We start from the raw sequence: 17,348 nt of genomic DNA, 5'->3' as shown, positions 1-17,348 counted from the left end.
CATACACTCGATACGGCGAGCGGCTAGCGTTGCATCAAGCGCAATCCGGTCCGCGCTGGGCGCCTGCCGTCGCATGAGTTTCCCCACTCCTCACCAGTTCCCGCGGCGTCACCCCCAGCAACCGGTTCACCCAGTGCGCCAGATGACTCTGGTGCGCAAACCCGGTCTCAAGCGCCACCTGGCTCGCACTTAACCTGCCCTGCAGCAACAACGTCCGCGCTCGCTCGACGCGCCGCTGCACGACATACTGATGCACGGGCATACCAAGCGTCTCGCGAAACAGCACCTTGAAGTGCGGCACGCTCAGATCGGCTAGCGCAGCCAGTTCCTCGAGTGTGAGACGCTGATCGAGATTACCCTCGATAAACTCCACCACCCGCGCCGCTGTCCGCGCGGCGAGACGTTTACTGCGCTTGTCCTCACGCGGCGGCGCCTCCTCGAGCAGGCGCACGATCATCGCCGTAGCGAGGCTCTCTGCGTAAAGCGGATCGGAAGCATCATCCGCCTCGAGCTCGGCGCGCAACGCCCAGGCCAGATGCTGAAAACGCGGATCGCGCATCTGGAACTGCGGACGAATCTCCGCCCGATTCCCACGCAGCTCCATTTGCTCCAACGTACGCCGCGCGAACGCGTCGGCAAACCAGACGCTGAAGATCGTGCAGCTGGATTCGTCGGCCCATTGACCGTCGAGTCCCGCCGGGATCACGTCCGTGTCGCCTGGCGATTGCAAACGCACATGGCGTCGTTCGTTGCACAGACAGCGCGCCTTGACCGGCGTGCCGACATGTATGCCGACACGGTGATGTTGCAAAGCCGGAATCCGGTGTACGCCCGCAGCCACACTGACCAGTTCTGCGCCGAATCCGTTCCAGCCAAGTCCAGCGCTCGATCGCAGACTGGTGCGGGAGCCGGAGTGCGGTACGGGGACAGGAATCGCGGCGTTCATTGCGGCCCTCCAGGATGTCGACAGACGTTGCCTGCATTGTGCGGCGTTTTCTTGCGGCCTGCTTGACGTGCGCGACGCGTGGTGCCGCCAGGCGAGGCGGCGGCAAATCGACGTCACCGTGCGCCACAAAAAACCACCATCCAGATCTGCTCGCTTCAATCCATCTGTGTGCGTTTTGCCTGCTAGCCGCTCCTATGATGGCCACACCCTATCTGTCCACAAGGAGCGCAACGTGTATGTGATATTTGGAGCAGCAGGCAATGCGGGAGGCATCACAGCGGCACGGCTGCGTGAGGCAGGCCGTGCGGTGCGGGCAGTTGTCCGCCATGAACACCAGGGCGAAGTGCTGGCAAAGCTCGGCTGCGAGATCGCGTTAGCTGACCTCACGGATCGCGCTTCGGTCGCCAAGGCGATCGAGGGTGCAGACGCGGTGCAGATTCTCTGCCCGGTGCCGCGTAACGATCCGCATCCCGCGGATTCGATGCGACACATGATCGACATCGCAGCCAGCGCGTTGCGAGCCAACCCGCCACCGCGGGTCCTCGCGTTGTCCGACTATGGAGCGGAACTGGATCGCGGCACCGGTATCACGCTGCTGTTTCACTACCTGGAGGCGCAGTTAAAACCGGTGGAGAGCCACCTGACGTTCCTGCGCGCAGCAGAGCATATGCAGAACTGGGGCCGTGTGATGCCCGCCGCGTTGAAGGCAGGCGTGCTGCCGAGCTTGCATCAACCGCTCGACAAACGCTTTCCGACCGTCTCGGCACAAGACGTGGGGCGGCTCGCCGCGGATCTGTTGCTGGATCACGACCCGGCCGGGGAGATTACGCCGCGTATCGTCAGTATCGAAGGTCCACAGCGCATCAGCGCGCTCGATGTCGCGCGCACACTCGGCGAGCTCAGCGGACGTGAAGTCGTTGCGCAGGCATTGCCACGCGAGGCATGGACACCCATGCTGCTGCGCGCCGGCCTCAACGCCGAACACGCACGGTTGATCACGGATCTCTACGAGACGCACAATGCTGGCCGCATCGATGTTGAAGCAGGTGTTGGCGAACGGCGTTTCGGCACCACGGAGCTTGCGGAGGTGCTGGCGGCGATGTTGCCGAGGGTCGGAGTGACCGAGAGCTAGGCACGTGATTGCGCGGATGTCCCTCAGCGACCCACTGCGGGACATCCGACGCAAACGTCACTCACTCGTTCTCATCAAAGTAATGCCCAAACTTGACCTGCTTCGTCCGGATATACCGCTCATTCTCCTCGCGCATCGGAATCGCCAGCGCGACCCGCTCGCACACAGGAATGCCGTGTTGCGACAAGGTATCGAACTTCTTCGGATTGTTGCTCATCAACCGCACCGATGTGACCTTCAGGGTGCGCAGAATCCCTGCGGCTGAATCGTACTCACGCGAATCGTCGGGCAAGCCGAGATCCAGATTGGCCTCCACCGTGTCGCGGCCCTGCTCCTGCAATGCATACGCGCGGATCTTGTTGGACAGGCCAATGCCCCGCCCCTCATGTCCACGCAGATACAGCAGCACGCCGCGACCTTCGGCAGCGATATAGCGCAACGCGAGATCGAGCTGCTCGCCGCAATCGCAGCGATATGAGCCCAGTACGTCGCCCGTCAGGCATTCCGAATGCAGGCGGGTCAGCACCGGTTCGTCATTGGCAACGTCGCCCATCACAAGCGCGAGATGTTCGGTGCCGCTGTCGCAAACGCGAAAAACGTAAGACGTGAATGTGCCGTAGCGGGTGGGAAGCGTGGCGACCGCGTCGAGAATGACGCATTCGCCGTTATGTTGGCCGTCTGCAATCGACGGATCTTGAGGCGTGGGCATGGCGTTAGGCAAAGGCACTGACATGAACCCGTGAACAACCGGGGATAAAGTACGGAACTGGAGTTTACCGCTAATCGGCCCCGTTCACCTGCACACGTGCCTGCCGGTGAAACAGGCTCTGGCAAACCACCCTTCCCGTCGTCAGCCGTCCGTACAAAAGCACAACACCAGGGATTTGCCCATGAGTGCCTGATTACCTTGCGCGGCCTATACTGGAATCGCCTGTCCTTTCCGACCGCACGTCCATCGCGACGTGCTGCACTGCGATATGGAGCCGCTCTATGACTAGCGTTGCGCAACTTCTCAAATCCAAACCGAATCGGGACGTCTACACGGTTGCAGCAGATGATTCCGTCTATGACGCGATCAAACTCATGGCGGACAAGCAGATCGGTGCGCTGGTCGTGACCGAGGGCGAGAGCATCGCCGGAATCGTCACGGAGCGGGACTATGCGCGCAAGGTTGTGCTGATGGACCGCGCGTCGAAGGCTACGCCGGTGCGCGACATCATGAGCCGCGCGGTGCGCTTCGTTCATCTCACGCAGACCACCGACGAATGCATGGCGCTCATGACCGAGCGGCGAATGCGCCACCTGCCGGTAATCGATCAGGACAAACTGGTGGGAATGGTGTCGATCGGGGATCTGGTGAAGAACATCATTGCCGAGCAGCAGTTCACGATTCAGCAACTCGAGTTCTACATCACAGGCGAGCATCCCTGACGCTCCGCCGCGCTGCGACGACGACCGCCGCCGCAAAAAAAGCCCAAGCCATCGAGGGTTGGGCAAAGCTACCTTGCGGCAGCGGAGGTTCCTGAGTTTTCGTATCGGCGAATATGCCGTGCGCATCGATTCACGTCGATCGCAGCGGCATATCGCCCGGTTCTCTGGCGATGCACACCGTTTGATGTGCACGCCTTATGACGCTTTATCACACAACGAACCGGTCATCCTGCGTACCGGCCCAGCCTGGCTGCAACCAGATTAGTGGCCTTCATAAATCCGTTGGCTCGGCACGGTCGGCGTCGCCGGCTGCATGGTGCCCGAAGCCGACGAACCGCTCGTCGACGGACCATAGCCGGTCGTATCCGCCACGCCCTGCTGCGCTACCGGCGGATTTTGAGCCTGGATGCGCTGTTCAGCAGCCTGCACGTCGGCCGGATAGTTCGGGTCATTAGCCTCTGCCGGGTTGTAGCCGGCCTGCTCCAGCTGGATCAACTGATTCTTGACTTCAGCACGCGTCATCGGCTGCTGACTCGTATCTGCTGCCTGCGCGAACGCAGCGGCCGGAGCAGCGAGGATTGCGGCAATAGCGACAGCTTGAATAAGTGACTTCATGATGGCTTACCTCCAGACTTGGTTTTTTTGCATCGCTTGACACACCATGTGAAAAGCGAGTAGTTCCAGTCTAGCCACCACCATCCCAAGGGAAAACCCTTAATTTCGAGATATATAATTGCGAGATTCGCAAGATTAAATGGGGAACCCGAGCAAAACCTCGTAGACCTGACAAGTATTGCGTAGCAATTGCCTGTTCCGTAAACTTTGCAAGCTATTTGTTAAGCAAATGCTTTCTAAACCGGTCGTAGCTTCCGGAAAACAGGACCGTCAGGCCATTCAAAGCGACCGAATGGGCGCGCGGGAGAGCGGCATCAACAACTTGCGCGGCCCGCTGACGAACGGGCTGCCCGGCTCATAAAAGCGCAACGGGCGGTGCATCTCCCGCGACAGTCCAATGCGTGTGGTCGCGGCCACCGCCGTTTGCTCTGCCTCTATACGCCCGATCCAGAGATCCTGGCCGGTACACAGATCGCGTCCGTCAAACGCTTGCCCGATGCCGAGCGCGATCGTGAGCCGGCCGGGTCCGCGGGCGAGATCGCGCAAACTGACGCCCGGACGGCGCGCCTGCATCAGGGCAAGGCCCTCGAGCGGTTCAATCGCCCGAATCAGGATACCCGCGCCCGTCCCTTCGGCCTCGCTGGACATGTTCAGCATGTACGAAACCCCGTACGTCAGCCGCACATAGGCGTGGCCGCGCGCCATAAACAGCGAGGCGTTATAGGCGCGCAGACCGATAAACGCGTGCGAGGTCGAATCGCCGACCGGATAGGCTTCCGTCTCGACAATCCGCCCGCTGATGCGTCCTTCGGGCAGGTCGTGAACCACATACTTGCCGACCATGTAGCGGGCCAGTTCGACCGTATCGAGCGGCAGGTCGTTGCGGTGCAGCGGCAGGATCGGAAGAGGTCTGTCGGTCATGGCCAGGTGGAGGATAAGTTGCCCGTGCAACGAGAGGCGGCGGCAATGTGGCGCAATGATCTGCTGTTTATTGCAATTGTCGGTCAGTCCGTTGTGCAAAAGCAGCATTTCCCTACACGCTTACGTTCAGGATTCTTTCAAGTAGGGTATCGTTACATTCCGGCCAGTAGCACAGCCCTCGCCGGCTTGCGCGTGCCTCGGCCCGCTTGATCAGCAGACAGGTTTGCATCACTAGCAACATCGTTCTACTCAGATTTGATCCCGAAGTACCGTTGGTGCAACCCTGCGGTTTCCGTCCGGAACCGTGACGAATCATGACAACAGGAGAACTTGAATGAAAGCATCCCAGGCAATGAAGGTCATCGGCGGCGCGCTCATCGTCGTAGCGTCCCTTAACGCTTACGCACAAAGCAGCGATGCAATGGCCGCATCGGGCGCGATGGCTGCCCCGAGCGCCAAGTCGACCAAGGCTGCCAACCGCGCTCTGCAACGCAGCGTGCGTAAGGCCCTGTCCAAAACCAAGGGCCTCAGCGTGAACAACATCACGGTTCGTGCTCGCAACGGTGCAGTGACGTTGGAAGGCTCCGTGCCGGAACAAGGTCAAAGCGACATCGCTACGCAAGCAGCACAAGGCGTGGCAGGCGTGACGTCGGTAAAGAACGACCTGACGATCCGCGCGATCGGTCAGTAAGCGCATCAGACCGGGCACAACCCTGTAGGACCGGGGGTTGTGCCCGTTTAGTTTTCAGCCTCAATTTCAGCTCCAGTCTGTTCGCGCCGGATAGCCCGCGCGCACCTCACCCATTGAAACTGCGCTGCAACTCGCGCGCAATCACGATCTGCTGGATCTGCGTGGTGCCTTCGTAAATGCGAAACAGGCGCACGTCGCGGTAAAAGCGCTCGATTCCATACTCGCTCATATAGCCCGCTCCGCCGAAGATCTGCACGGCACGATCGGCAACGCGTCCGCACATTTCCGTCGCAAACATCTTGGCGCACGACGCTTCGCTCGTGACCCGCTCGCCCGCATCGCGGCGGCGCGCGGCATCCACGATCATGCAGCGCGATGCGTAGATCTCCGCCTGGCTATCGGCCAGCATGGCCTGAATCAATTCGAATTCGACGATCGGCTTGCCGAACTGCTTGCGCTCCATGGCATAGCGCAGTGCATCCGCGAGCATGCGTTCGGCCGCGCCCGTCGCCACGGCGGCGATATGCAGGCGCCCCTTGTCGAGCACCTTCATGGCGGTCTTGAAACCGACGCCCTCTTTCTCGCCGATCAGGTTCTCCATGGGCACGCGGCAGTTATCGAAGATGACGTCGCAGGTATGCGCGCCCTTCTGGCCCATCTTGCGATCGATCTTGCCGAGCGACAGTCCCGGCGTACCCGCCTCCACAACGAACGCGGAGATGGCGCCAGCACCTTTCGCGGTGGGATCGGTACGCGCCATCACGGTGAAGAGCCCCGCCTCCGGCGCATTCGTGATGAAGCGCTTGGTGCCGTTCAGCACGTAGTGATCGCCGTCGCGCACAGCGGTGGTTCTGAGCGAGGCGGCGTCCGAACCCGCTTCCGGCTCGGTCAGACAAAACGAGCCGATCAGCTCGCCCGAGGCAAGTCGCGGCAGATACTTCTCCTTCTGCGCAGGCGTACCGTCGATCACGATACCCGTCGAGCCGATGCCGTTATTGCTGCCGATTGCCGAACGAAACGCCGGTGACGTCTTGCCGAGTTCGATAGCGGCGAGCACTTCTTCTTCCATGGTCAAGCCGAGGCCGCCATACTCTTCGGGCAGACATAGTCCGAACAGACCAAGGTCCTTCATTTCCTGCAGCAACGCGGCGGGAATCTGATCGGTTTCCGCGACGATTTCCTCGTTCGGCACCAGACGTTCACGGACAAAACGGATAATGCTGTCGAGCAACAGATTCAGCGTTTCCTGGCTTCGAATCACAATGTCTCCTTCAAAACTCGCATTCGCCATTGATACATATTCGTTATAGTTTAATGTACTAGCGCATATTCCTGATTCATTGCTTCAAGTTGCATCAACTCGCGCGCAAACCTCACTTCACTGCATAAACATTAGAAAAAGGAAACGACCGGATGTCGACAACATCGCCCGTGCTGCCCCGCTGGACCATTGGAGCGCCCATCGCCGCCTGGGTCGTACTCGGCGCGGCAGTCGCGCTGCCCGGATACGGCGTGATGCTGGCGCTGGTCGGTGTCGCGCTGGCCGCTTCGGTGTTCGCCGCCGTGCATCACGCGGAGGTGGTTGCACACCGAGTCGGTGAACCGTTCGGCACGCTGGTGCTGGCGGTAGCCGTCACGGTGATCGAGGTCGCGCTGATCGTCTCGGTGATGCTCACGTCCGGTCCCGAGAAGGCCGGCCTCGCACGCGACACCGTGTTCGCGGCGGTGATGATCGTGTGCAACGGGATCGTCGGCATCTGTCTGCTGGTGGGCGGCATCCGCCATCGCGAACAGGACTTCCAGGCACGCGGCGCCGCTGCCACGCTCGCCGTGCTCGCGTCGCTCTCAGTGCTGACGCTGGTGATGCCGAATTTCACCACCACGCGCGAGGGGCCGTTGCTGTCGTCGTCGCAACTGGCGTTTGCGGGGATTTCCTCGCTAGTGTTGTACGGCGTGTTTGTGTTCGTGCAAACGGTACGGCATCGCGACTATTTTCTTGCCGCCACGCCCGACGAAAGCGTTCACGCCGAACCGCCCAGCGTGACTCAGGCTGGGATCGCCGCTGCGTTGCTGCTGGTGTGCCTCGTGGCCGTGGTCTTGCTCGCCAAGCTGCTCTCGCCGACGGTCGAAACAGCCGTGCAAAATATCGGCGCACCGCCTGCGGTGGTGGGCATCGTGATCGCGGCGCTGGTTTTGTTGCCGGAGGGGCTCGCTGCGGTGCGCGCGGCGCGGGCCGACCGGTTGCAGAACAGCCTGAATCTGGCGCTCGGCTCCGCGCTCGCCAGTATCGGGCTGACGATCCCCGCTGTGGCCGGCGTGTTCCTCTGGACCGGTCAGCCGCTCGTGCTCGGCATCAACGGCAAGGAAATGATCATGCTGGCGCTGACGCTGCTGGTCGGCACCCTGACACTGAGCACGGGACGCACCACGATCCTGCAAGGGGCCGTGCACCTGTCGCTGTTTGCAGCGTATCTGTTTCTGTCGTTTGCGCCGTGAGATTGTGCGGCGCGCTCGTGCCTTAAAGTCGCACTGCCCTCGCCTTCATTCGGTCCAATGTTCCGTGATCCACTCACGGAAGAGATTGACCTTCTGCTGATGCGCGACACAGTCCGGATAGACGAAGTAGTAGCGCCATCCCGTCGTCAACACCGTTTCGAAAGGTCTCACCAGACGCTTGGCCGCCACGTCCTCGTCGATCAGCGCGAGGTCGCTGATCGCGACGCCAAACCCTTGTAAGGCCGCGTTGGTCGCCAGGTCGAGCGTGTCGAAGCTCGGGCCGTGGGCGGCGTCGATATCGCGCGCCTCCACATGATCGAGCCACATCTTCCAGTCACGGTGATCGCGGGTTGGGTGCAGCAGCGTGTGGCGCGCCAGATCGGCGACGCTATCGAGCGGCTTGTCGTTGAGGAGTTCGGGCGCGCAGACCGGCGTCAGGCGTTCTTCGAAGAGCGGCACGGCCTGCACGTCCGCACCCGGCGACGAGCCATAGATGATCGCCGCATCGAACGGCTCGACCTGAAAGTCGACATCATGCTGCCAGGTGGTGGTGATCTGCACGTGCAGATCCGGGTACTCGGCCTGAAACTGCATGATTTTCGGCAGCATCCAGCGCATCACGCAGGTCGGCACCTTCAAGGCCAGATCGGTACGCTGGCGCGTGAGCCGCAACGAGATTTCCTCGATACGCGCGAAACTCTCCTTCACCGCGGGCAGCAGCAACTCGCCCTCAGCCGTGAGCGTGAGGCCTTTCGCCTGACGCTTGAACAGCGGAAACTTGTAGTAGTCCTCAAGCGCGAGAATCTGCCGGCTGACCGCACCCTGCGTCAGACAGAGATGGTCGGCCGCACGTGTGAAGCTGCGGTGGCGAGCCACGGTCTCGAAGATCTGCAGCGCGTTCAGCGGGGGAAGTCGTCGCATGGGCCAGTCTGGGTATCAGGAAAATGCATCGCCAGGATGCGCAGCGAGGGGGCTGCTCGCGCCCGGCGAGCCTTCAGCATAAGCGATCAAAAAACTTCGCGGTTCATTCCACCCTGGAGCCGCATGCGCAGCGCTCATGCCAGGACAACGCCATCCCCGGCCGATGCCCGCGGCCCGGCGCATGAGCTTCCGTCATGGCGTCCATGCAGAGATTTCGTTTGTTGGGTGATTTTGGCAAACCTAGAGTGCATCCACCCGCAACGCATTCGCGCGGCACGACTCGCGCGAAAGTTGCCCTGTTCAACCCGGGAGAAACGCTCATGCAGGACATCAAATACGGCAGAAGGCACGCTATCAAGGCGCTCGGCGCTGCGCTGGCAGTCTCGACCCTACCCATGCCGTTCGTGAATCTGAGGGCGCAGGAGCAGAACTTCTCCGGCAAGACCTTGCGGCTCCTGACCTGGTCTGACGATACGGGCGCCGCAGCACTGCGCAATATCGCCGCGACGTTCACTGCGAAGACCGGCGCCAAGGTGATCGCCGACCGCGCCGACGGCACCTCGGGCATGGTCGCCAAGGTCAAGGCCGCGGGTGACCGGCCGACCTACGACGTCATCACCCTCGCGGGCGTGGGCGCCTCGGGCCTCGGCGACGCGGGCCTGCTGATTAAACCCGACCTCGGCAAGCTGCCCAACCTGAAGGAAGTCGAGCCGCAATACCGCACCGGCGCGGACGGTTTCGGTATCGGCTACCTGCTGTGGTCCGATGGCCTGATCTACAACACCTCGACCGTCAAAACAGCTCCAGCGTCGTACGAGGCCTTATGGGATCCGAAGTACGCCGGCCGGCTGTTCCTGCCGCCGCCGGAGTGGGCCGAAGCGGTCGATCTCGCGATCATTGCCGCCAGGATGTCGGGCGGCTCGCAACAGAATATCGACCCCGGCTTCAAGAAACTCGCGGAACTGAAAGAGCGCGTGATGACGCTCGGCGAGAACCCAAACCAGGTAGCCGACCTGTTCCGCACCGGTTCGCTCGATATCGGCGGCATCTATTCGCCGGCGTTCTTCCCCGATCAGATTCGCAAGCCCGAGTACAAGATGGGCGTGACCTACGGTATGAAGGAAGGCTTCGCCACACAGTTAATGTTCACTGTGATTCCAAAGTCGCATCCCGGCGACAGCGATCTGATTCATGCCTTCATCAACCACTCGCTCGATGCCGGCGTGCAAGGCCGGATGGCTGCGGACGTCCTCAATGGTCCCGTCAATTCGAAGGCTGTGATCCCGGCCGAGAGCCGCGCGTTCGTACCCAGTCCGAAGCAGATTGCCGAGAAAGCGATCCTCCACGACGACAAGGCGCTAGCCTCGGTGCAGGCGGCGTGGATCAAACGCTATACCGAGATTTTCTCGGCATGACGGCGATGCCCGCGCGCTCCTCGCAGCGCGCTTCCGGGACCTCGGAGGTGCCCGGCATAGCGGACGCGCCGGGAACCTCGGGTGCCGACGGCGCGCCGGACGAACCGGCTTGCGCCGCCGCGCCCGGCGCCACATGGGCGAAGGCCCGGCCGTGGCTGCTGCTGGCGCCGATCCTGTTGTTTCTTGCCGTGCTGGCAGCGGCGGCGCTCGTCGTGCTGCAGATGAGTTTTGGCACCCAGGGCAGCGAGTGGCGTGGCTTCACGCTACAGAATTATGAGGACCTGGCCGATAGCTACTTCATGAGGTCCCTCTGGATCACCTTGAAGCTGGCGTTTCAAAGCATGATCTGCGCGGTGCTGCTGGCGATCCCGGTTGCGCTCGCGATGGCGCGTACCGGGTCGCGGCTTGCGCGGCGGCTGCTGCTGGCGGGTGTGCTGCTGCCGCTGCTCGTCAATCTGTTGTTGCAGGGCTATGGCTGGCTGGTGATTCTTGGGCCGGCCGGATTGCTCAATCACGCGCTGCTCGCAAGCGGGTTGATCGAGCGTCCGGTGTTATGGTTGTATCGCGAGCATGGCGTGCTGCTCGGGCTGATCCAGACGGCGTTTCCGCTCGCCGTGCTGCCGCTGTCGAGCGCCATGCGCGCCGTGTCGCGCTCTTATGAAGAGGCGGCCGCCACGCTGGGTGCAACCCGCTGGCAGACTCTGCGTCATGTGATGCTGCCGCTGGCGATGCCCGGTCTCGTCTCCGGCGCGTTGCTGGTGTTCGCCTATAACGCCAGCGCGTTCGCCGTGCCGTTGCTGCTCGGCGGGCGCCGCGTGCCGATGCTTGCCGTGCTGGTACATGACCAGGTCGCACCGCTGCTGAACTGGCCGGCCGCGTCGGCCTCCGGTGTGGTGCTGATGGTCGCCACGTTGACCGTGATGGCGATCTCGCAAAGTCTCGTACGACGCACCCAACGTCTCGCTCCCGAGGAGCCGTCTGCATGAACACGCCTGCCCTTCACAGCCGGCTGCGCCCGTGGGCCGCCATGCCCGGCCGGCTCGGCAAACCAGCGGCACTGCTCGCCGCTATCGTCCTGTTTCTTGCCGCGCTGCCGATCCTGACGATGATCACCATGTCGTTCAGTGCCTCGGACACGCTCGAATTCCCGCCGTCCGGCTACAGCCTGCAGTGGTATCGCGCGGCGTGGCACAGCTTTGTCGCGCCCGACGCCAGCGACGTGCTGTCGATGGGCCGCGCGCTCACCACCAGCCTGATCGTGGCGGTGTCTACCATGATCATCGCCACGCTGGTCTCCGTACCGGCCGCCTATGCGCTGAGCCGCTACCGGTTTCGCGGCAAACCGGCGGTGGAGCAGTTAGTGGCATTGCCGCTGGTCTATCCGCTCGTGATGCTCGGGCTCTCGCTGCTGCTGGTCTTCAACGCGCTGCCGGTCGAACTCGGCGTGTTCCGTCTGATCATTGCTCATGTGATTCTGGCGCTGCCGTTCACGGTGAAGAACTGCGCAGCGTCGGTCGCCGCGATCGGACCGGAGTTCGAGGAAGCCGCCTGCGTGATGGGTGCGAGCCCAGCTCGCGCGCTCATCGACGTCGTCTTGCCGCTGATGCGCCCCGGCATTCTCGCCGGCATGCTGTTCGCCTTCATCATCTCGTTTAACGAATTCACGGTGACGTTTTTTCTCTACGGTATCGACACCATGACGCTGCCGGTGTGGCTGTACAGCCGGACTGTGTCGTCGCTCGATCCGACGGTGTTTTCGTTCGCGGTCTTCATCGTCGCGATCGATTTCGCGCTGATCTGGCTGCTCGAGACACTGATTGGCGATGAAGGCGTGGCGCTTTGATGCCGCGCTTCGACGCCCCGTGTGGTGCTGTTCTGATTCCTTTGCGATTCTGGCCCAGCAGGAGCCTCTCATGACTCATCTGACGTTGCAGGCCGTGACCAAGCGCTTTAATTCAGCGTACGCCGTCGACCACGTCGATCTGAGCGTGCCGGACGGCAAGCTGATCTGCTTCCTCGGGCCGTCCGGTTGCGGCAAGACCACCTTGTTGCGCATGATCGCCGGACTGGAGACGCCCAGCTCAGGGATTGTGAACTTCGCCGGCCGCGACATTACGCACGTACCGGCGAATCAGCGCGACTTCGGCATGGTGTTTCAGTCGCTCGCGCTGTTTCCGCATATGACGGTGGCGCAGAACATCGCCTATCCGCTGCGCCTGCGCAAGACCGCCAAGGTTACGCAAAGCCAGCGCGTCACGGCGCTGCTCGAACTGATCCAGTTGCCGCATATGGCGAACCGTCCGGTGACGCAACTCTCCGGTGGGCAACGGCAACGCGTGGCGATTGCCCGCGCGATCGCTTCGTCGCCAAAACTGCTGTTGCTCGACGAACCGCTCTCAGCGCTCGACGCCAAACTGCGCGAAGCCATGCAGGTGGAAATTCGCCTGTTGCAACAGCGCCTCGGTATCACGACGATCATGGTCACGCACGACCAGCGTGAAGCAATGACCATGGCCGACGAAATCGTCGTCATGGAGAAAGGCCGGATTGCGCAGGTCGGCAAGCCGCTCGACATCTATCGCGATCCGGTCAGCGAGTTCGTGGCCGACTTTATCGGTCTCGGCAACATCCTGCCGGTGACTTACGACGGCGCTGGCGGCGTAAGCCTGCCAGGCGGCCAGCAGATCGTCGTGACGCCGCCGGCGCGCGCGCCGGCATCGGCTTCGGAGATTCGCCTGCTGATCCGCCCTGAGGATGTCTGCGTCAGGATTGGCTCAGGCGCCGCCGGCCAAAACCAGAACCGCCTGAATGGCACGGTCAGCTTTATTCGTGACGTGGGCGCCTCGCTCGAAGCCACGATTGAGTGCGCCGGGTTCACTCTCACCGCCGCGACAACCCCGCGTGAAACGCCCGGTCTCACGCTCGGCATGCCGGTGCTGGCGGAGCTGCCGCCTCACGCCTGCAAGCTGATCGCGGCCCGCGCCGCGCATTGAAACGATTTTGAACTGATCCGATAGATACCCACGCTTTGACAGAGGAACGACCATGACCACTCTCGACTCACTTGCTCCACGCGTCTCGCGTGGCCGGCCTGCTCCGCGTGTCCGGTATGGACAGCTTTCCCGGCATCTGCGGAATCTGGGGCATCCGGGGAATCTGCGCCGTAGACTGGCGACGGCCGCCACCACGCTCGCATTCACCGGCCTCGCAGCACTGTCCGCGTTCGTTGCACCGGCGGCCCACGCCGACGCGCTCGACTCGATCGCCAAATCCGGCGTGGTGCGGATCGGCGTGTTCGAAGACTACCCGCCGTTCGGCTCGATCGGCCCAGACATGAAGCCTGAGGGTTACGACATCGATGTCGCCAACCTGATCGGCAAGGCGCTCAACGCGAAGGTCGAACTGGTTCAGGTGACGGGCGACAACCGCATGGCCTACCTCGCCGACCACAAGGCCGACATGCTGCTGTCGGTCGGCCAGACGCCGGAACGCGAGAAGGTGATCGACTTCTCACAGCCTTACGCTCCCTACTACCTCGCCGTGTTCGGCCCGAAAGCGCTGCCGGTCAAGAACGCCGGCGATCTCGCCGGCAAGACCATTTCGGTGGCGCGCGGCACGCTGGAAGACCTGAGCGTCACGAAGATCGCGCCGCCCAGCGCGACAATCAAACGTTTCGACGATCCTAACGGTGCAATTTCGGCATTTCTTTCTGGTCAGGTACAGTTGATGGTGGTTGGCAACGACGTCGGGGCGACGATCCTGGCGCGCCATCCGCCCAACGATCCCGAGCAGAAGTTCGCCCTGTTCAGTTCGCCCGATCACGTCGGCCTGAACAAGAACGAGCCGCGCCTGAAGCAGAAAATCGACGACACGATTGCCCGCGCCCGCAAGGACGGCACGATGAACGAGATTTCGCAGAAGTGGCTGCGGGCGCCGCTGCCGGCCGATCTATAACCATTTTGTCCGGATCAAAGGCATTGACCGGGGGAGTCCGATTTACGATGAGCGGCATGTCATGAGTTATGCGTTCGATTTCAGCGGCTTCGGCGTCTATGTGGGCATGCTTGCCCGCGGCGCTGCCGTCACTTTGGGGCTCACTGCCTTGTCCACGTTGCTGGGTGGTCTCGTGGGGATCGGCGGCGCGAGCGTGAGCGTCGCCGGACCGCGCTGGGCGCGCAGGCTGGTCGCGGTGTATGTCGAACTGATCCGCAACACGCCGTTCATCGTGCAGTTGTTCTTCATATTCTTCGGCCTGCCAAGTCTCGGCATCCATATCGACGAGATCCAGGCCGCCATTCTCGCCATGACGGTCAATCTCGGCGCCTATGCCATCGAGATCGTGCGCTCCGGTATCGAATCGGTGTCGCGCGGCCAGGTGCAGGCGGCCCAGGCGCTCGGCCTGCACGGACGCCAGGTGTTCCGCTTCGTCGTGTTGCCGCAGGCGCTGGCCAACGTGTTCCCATCGCTGCTGAGCCAGGTGCTGATCGTCATGCTCGGCTCCGCGGTCGTGTCGCAGATCTCGGTGCCGGATCTGACTTACGCGGCCAACTTCATCCAGTCGCGCAATTTCCGTTCGTTCGAAAGCTACGTGATCATCACCGTGACGTATCTGGTGCTCTCCATCGTGCTGCGGCAGGTGCTCAACTGGCTCGGCCGCGGCCTCTTTGCCGGCCGCATGCCGCATCGGCCCGACGAGCCGCGCGGCTGGCGTCTGCTGCTTGCGTGGCGTGGTCCGCGCGCTGTCCCGACGGAGCGCTGATCATGGTGGAATTTACGCTGTGGGATATCGCCCGCAATCTGCTGCTCGCCGCGCGCTGGACGGTGCTGTTGTCGCTGATTGCGTTTGTCTGCGGAGGTCTGGTGGGATTCGCGCTGCTCGCGATGCGCGTGTCGCCGCTGCCATGGTTGCGGCGGGCGGTGTCAGTGTACGTCGAGTTGTTCCAGGGTACGCCGTTGCTGATGCAGCTGTTCCTTGCCTTCTTCGGGTTGCCGCTGCTAGGTGTGGATGTGTCTCCGTGGACAGCTGCCATCGTTACGCTGACGCTTTATACCAGCGCCTATCTGGTGGACATCTGGCGCGGCTGTGTCGAAGCGGTGCCGCGTGGCCAGTGGGCTGCCGGCGCGAGTCTCGGCATGACGTTCGGCCAGCAGTTGCGCTACATCGTATGGCCGCAGGCTAAAAAGATCGCGGTGGCGCCGACGGTCGGCTTTCTGGTGCAGGTGGTGAAAAGCACTGCGCTGACCTCGATCATCGGCTTTACCGAGTTGACGAAGACCGGCACGATGATTACCAACGCAGCGTTCCGGCCGTTTCCGATCTACGGCATGGTGGCGTTGATCTACTTCGCGATGTGTTTCCCGCTCACCTGGTATGCACGTGCGCTGGAGAAGCGGCAGAAGATCGGCCAGCACCGGTAAGCAGCTGAAACAGCAAGCGGCAACCGGATAAGACTACGGTTGCCGCTCGCCAGACTATTGCGACTCTACTGCGCCGCCTGTGTCGACTTCCTCAGCTTCGCCACCTCTTCCGCGCTCACGGCCGGCGCACCGTTATTCCAGCCAGCCCGAACGAACGTCAATACGTCGGCGATCTGCTTGTCGTTCAGCACCGGCGCGTATTTCGGCATCGGATACGGCGCAGGGACGCCCTGAATCACCAGATCGCCGGTGCCGTTCAACGTGACGTTGATCAGCGACGACGCATCGTGCTCCAGCACATTCGGATTGCCCGCCAGCGGCGCCAGCATCGGTGCGAAGCCGCGGCCATCCACGCCGTGACAATGCATGCAGTACTCGGTATAGACACGCGCGCCGGCATCGTTTGCCGGACGCGAGAGCGACACCCTGGTCGCCTGCGGATCATAGGAATACTGCGGCGCGCCCGTGCCGCCTGCCGCCGGCAGCGACTTCAGATAGCTCGTCATCGCGGCGATATCCGTGTCGTTGGTGGCCTGCGTGCTGTTGTTGATCACGCTGGTCATCGAGCCAAACGCCGACGCGTGCGCATTCGCCCCAGTCTTCAGAAACGCCGCGATGTCTTCCTCCGACCAGCGCCCGAGTCCAACGTTGTGCTCCTGAGTGAGGTTGGCGGCGAACCAGCCGTCGAGTGTGCCGCCGGTCAGATACGCGCTGCCGCTTTCATCGAGCGCCTTCTCCTGGAACGCGATACCGCGCGGCGTGTGGCACGAGCCGCAGTGACCGAGGCCCTGGATGATATAGGCGCCACGGTTCCACGCGACGTCCTTGCCCGGCTTGTCCTGATAGACGGTCTTGTCCAGAAACACCATGTTCCAGAACTTCAACGGCCAACGCATGTTGAGCGGCCATGGAATATCGGACTCGCGATCGGCCTGCTGCACAGGCGTCACACCTTTCATGAAGAACGCGTACAGTGCCTTCGCGTCATCGTCGTTGATCTTCGCGTACGACGGATACGGCATCGCCGGGTAGAGATTGTGGCCGTCCTTCGCCACGCCCTCGCGCAACGCGCGGGCAAAGTCTTCCTCCGTGTAACGGCCAATCCCGGTGTCGGGATCGGGCGTGATGTTGGTGGTGTAGATCTTGCCCATCGGCGTCGTCATCGGCAGGCCGCCCGCGAACGGCTTGCCTTTGGGCGCCGAGTGGCACGCCACGCAATCGCCGAGCTTGGCGAGATAGGCGCCGCGCTGCACCAGCGCATCATCAGCGGCGTGTGCGGTTGACTGCAGGGCAAACGGAAACGCCAGACAAAGTGCGAAACCCAGCGCCGCGCCGGAAACCTTCATTGTTTTGATCATGGTC

18 protein-coding genes are annotated in these 17,348 nt (G+C 62.3%); 11 read left to right on the top strand and 7 right to left on the bottom strand.

What is annotated here, in order from left to right:
• Nucleotides 1-34 precede the first annotated feature (34 nt).
• Nucleotides 35-946: an AraC family transcriptional regulator gene (locus BUS06_RS32320; protein WP_074268365.1), complete on the bottom strand. Its 912-nt coding sequence runs from the start codon at nt 944-946 to the stop codon at nt 35-37.
• Nucleotides 947-1,178: 232 nt separating this feature from the next.
• Between BUS06_RS32320 and BUS06_RS32315 the strand changes: the two genes are divergently transcribed.
• A complete protein-coding gene (locus tag BUS06_RS32315) occupies nt 1,179-2,078 on the top strand; it encodes an NmrA family NAD(P)-binding protein (RefSeq protein WP_074268364.1) in 900 nt (299 codons plus the stop codon).
• Nucleotides 2,079-2,139: 61 nt separating this feature from the next.
• On the opposite strand, the gene ribA is transcribed toward BUS06_RS32315, so the two are convergent.
• A complete protein-coding gene (gene ribA, locus BUS06_RS32310; protein ID WP_074268363.1) occupies nt 2,140-2,787 on the bottom strand; it encodes a GTP cyclohydrolase II in 648 nt (215 codons plus the stop codon).
• A 281-nt stretch (nt 2,788-3,068) separates the two neighbouring features.
• Between ribA and BUS06_RS32305 the strand changes: the two genes are divergently transcribed.
• Complete coding sequence (locus tag BUS06_RS32305; RefSeq protein WP_074268362.1) at nt 3,069-3,509, top strand: CBS domain-containing protein; 441 nt, start codon at nt 3,069-3,071, stop codon at nt 3,507-3,509.
• Between the two features lie 261 nt (nt 3,510-3,770).
• Here BUS06_RS32305 and BUS06_RS32300 read toward each other — a convergent pair whose 3' ends face one another.
• Nucleotides 3,771-4,124, bottom strand: coding sequence for a DUF4148 domain-containing protein (locus tag BUS06_RS32300; RefSeq protein ID WP_074268361.1), 354 nt, complete (start codon nt 4,122-4,124; stop codon nt 3,771-3,773).
• Nucleotides 4,125-4,403: 279 nt separating this feature from the next.
• Nucleotides 4,404-5,045: a DNA-3-methyladenine glycosylase gene (locus tag BUS06_RS32295; RefSeq protein WP_074269427.1), complete on the bottom strand. Its 642-nt coding sequence runs from the start codon at nt 5,043-5,045 to the stop codon at nt 4,404-4,406.
• A gap of 334 nt (nt 5,046-5,379) precedes the next feature.
• Between BUS06_RS32295 and BUS06_RS32290 the strand changes: the two genes are divergently transcribed.
• Nucleotides 5,380-5,736, top strand: a complete 357-nt coding sequence (locus BUS06_RS32290) for a BON domain-containing protein (RefSeq protein ID WP_074268360.1) — start codon at nt 5,380-5,382, stop codon at nt 5,734-5,736.
• Between the two features lie 106 nt (nt 5,737-5,842).
• Here the strand turns inward: BUS06_RS32290 and BUS06_RS32285 are convergent, their stop codons facing one another.
• Nucleotides 5,843-6,997, bottom strand: coding sequence for an acyl-CoA dehydrogenase family protein (locus tag BUS06_RS32285; protein ID WP_074269426.1), 1,155 nt, complete (start codon nt 6,995-6,997; stop codon nt 5,843-5,845).
• A gap of 152 nt (nt 6,998-7,149) precedes the next feature.
• Here BUS06_RS32285 and BUS06_RS32280 point away from each other — a divergent pair, with 152 nt between their 5' ends.
• Nucleotides 7,150-8,232 (top strand): calcium:cation antiporter, encoded by a 1,083-nt coding sequence (locus BUS06_RS32280; protein ID WP_074268359.1) that lies wholly within the window; start codon nt 7,150-7,152, stop codon nt 8,230-8,232.
• A 45-nt stretch (nt 8,233-8,277) separates the two neighbouring features.
• On the opposite strand, the gene BUS06_RS32275 is transcribed toward BUS06_RS32280, so the two are convergent.
• A complete protein-coding gene (locus BUS06_RS32275) occupies nt 8,278-9,153 on the bottom strand; it encodes a LysR substrate-binding domain-containing protein (protein ID WP_074268358.1) in 876 nt (291 codons plus the stop codon).
• A 320-nt stretch (nt 9,154-9,473) separates the two neighbouring features.
• On the opposite strand from BUS06_RS32275, the gene BUS06_RS32270 reads away from it, so the two are divergent.
• From BUS06_RS32270 to BUS06_RS32240, 7 genes are all read left to right on the top strand, one after another.
• Complete coding sequence (locus tag BUS06_RS32270) at nt 9,474-10,568, top strand: ABC transporter substrate-binding protein (protein WP_074269425.1); 1,095 nt, start codon at nt 9,474-9,476, stop codon at nt 10,566-10,568.
• Entirely contained in the window at nt 10,565-11,554 is a 990-nt protein-coding gene (locus tag BUS06_RS32265) for an ABC transporter permease (RefSeq protein ID WP_074268357.1), read from the top strand. The genes BUS06_RS32270 and BUS06_RS32265 overlap by 4 nt, the downstream gene beginning before the upstream one ends.
• A complete protein-coding gene (locus tag BUS06_RS32260; protein WP_074268356.1) occupies nt 11,551-12,411 on the top strand; it encodes an ABC transporter permease in 861 nt (286 codons plus the stop codon). Before BUS06_RS32265 ends, BUS06_RS32260 begins: the two co-directional genes overlap by 4 nt.
• A gap of 70 nt (nt 12,412-12,481) precedes the next feature.
• Nucleotides 12,482-13,561: an ABC transporter ATP-binding protein gene (locus tag BUS06_RS32255; protein ID WP_074268355.1), complete on the top strand. Its 1,080-nt coding sequence runs from the start codon at nt 12,482-12,484 to the stop codon at nt 13,559-13,561.
• Nucleotides 13,562-13,613: 52 nt separating this feature from the next.
• Nucleotides 13,614-14,522 (top strand): transporter substrate-binding domain-containing protein, encoded by a 909-nt coding sequence (locus BUS06_RS32250; RefSeq protein WP_254369019.1) that lies wholly within the window; start codon nt 13,614-13,616, stop codon nt 14,520-14,522.
• Nucleotides 14,523-14,583: 61 nt separating this feature from the next.
• Entirely contained in the window at nt 14,584-15,327 is a 744-nt protein-coding gene (locus BUS06_RS32245) for an amino acid ABC transporter permease (protein ID WP_074268354.1), read from the top strand.
• Nucleotides 15,328-15,329: 2 nt separating this feature from the next.
• On the top strand, nt 15,330-15,986 hold the full coding sequence (locus BUS06_RS32240; protein WP_074268353.1) for an amino acid ABC transporter permease: 657 nt from the start codon (nt 15,330-15,332) through the stop codon (nt 15,984-15,986).
• Nucleotides 15,987-16,051: 65 nt separating this feature from the next.
• Here BUS06_RS32240 and BUS06_RS32235 read toward each other — a convergent pair whose 3' ends face one another.
• Nucleotides 16,052-17,344, bottom strand: a complete 1,293-nt coding sequence (locus BUS06_RS32235) for a cytochrome c (protein WP_174567552.1) — start codon at nt 17,342-17,344, stop codon at nt 16,052-16,054.
• Nucleotides 17,345-17,348 lie beyond the last annotated feature (4 nt).

It is taken from the genome of Paraburkholderia phenazinium, from assembly GCF_900141745.1.
In the GTDB taxonomy this organism is placed as follows: domain Bacteria; phylum Pseudomonadota; class Gammaproteobacteria; order Burkholderiales; family Burkholderiaceae; genus Paraburkholderia; species Paraburkholderia phenazinium_B.
The sequence above is the reverse complement of the archived record's forward strand: the minus strand, read 5'-3'. Positions and strand labels throughout refer to the sequence as shown.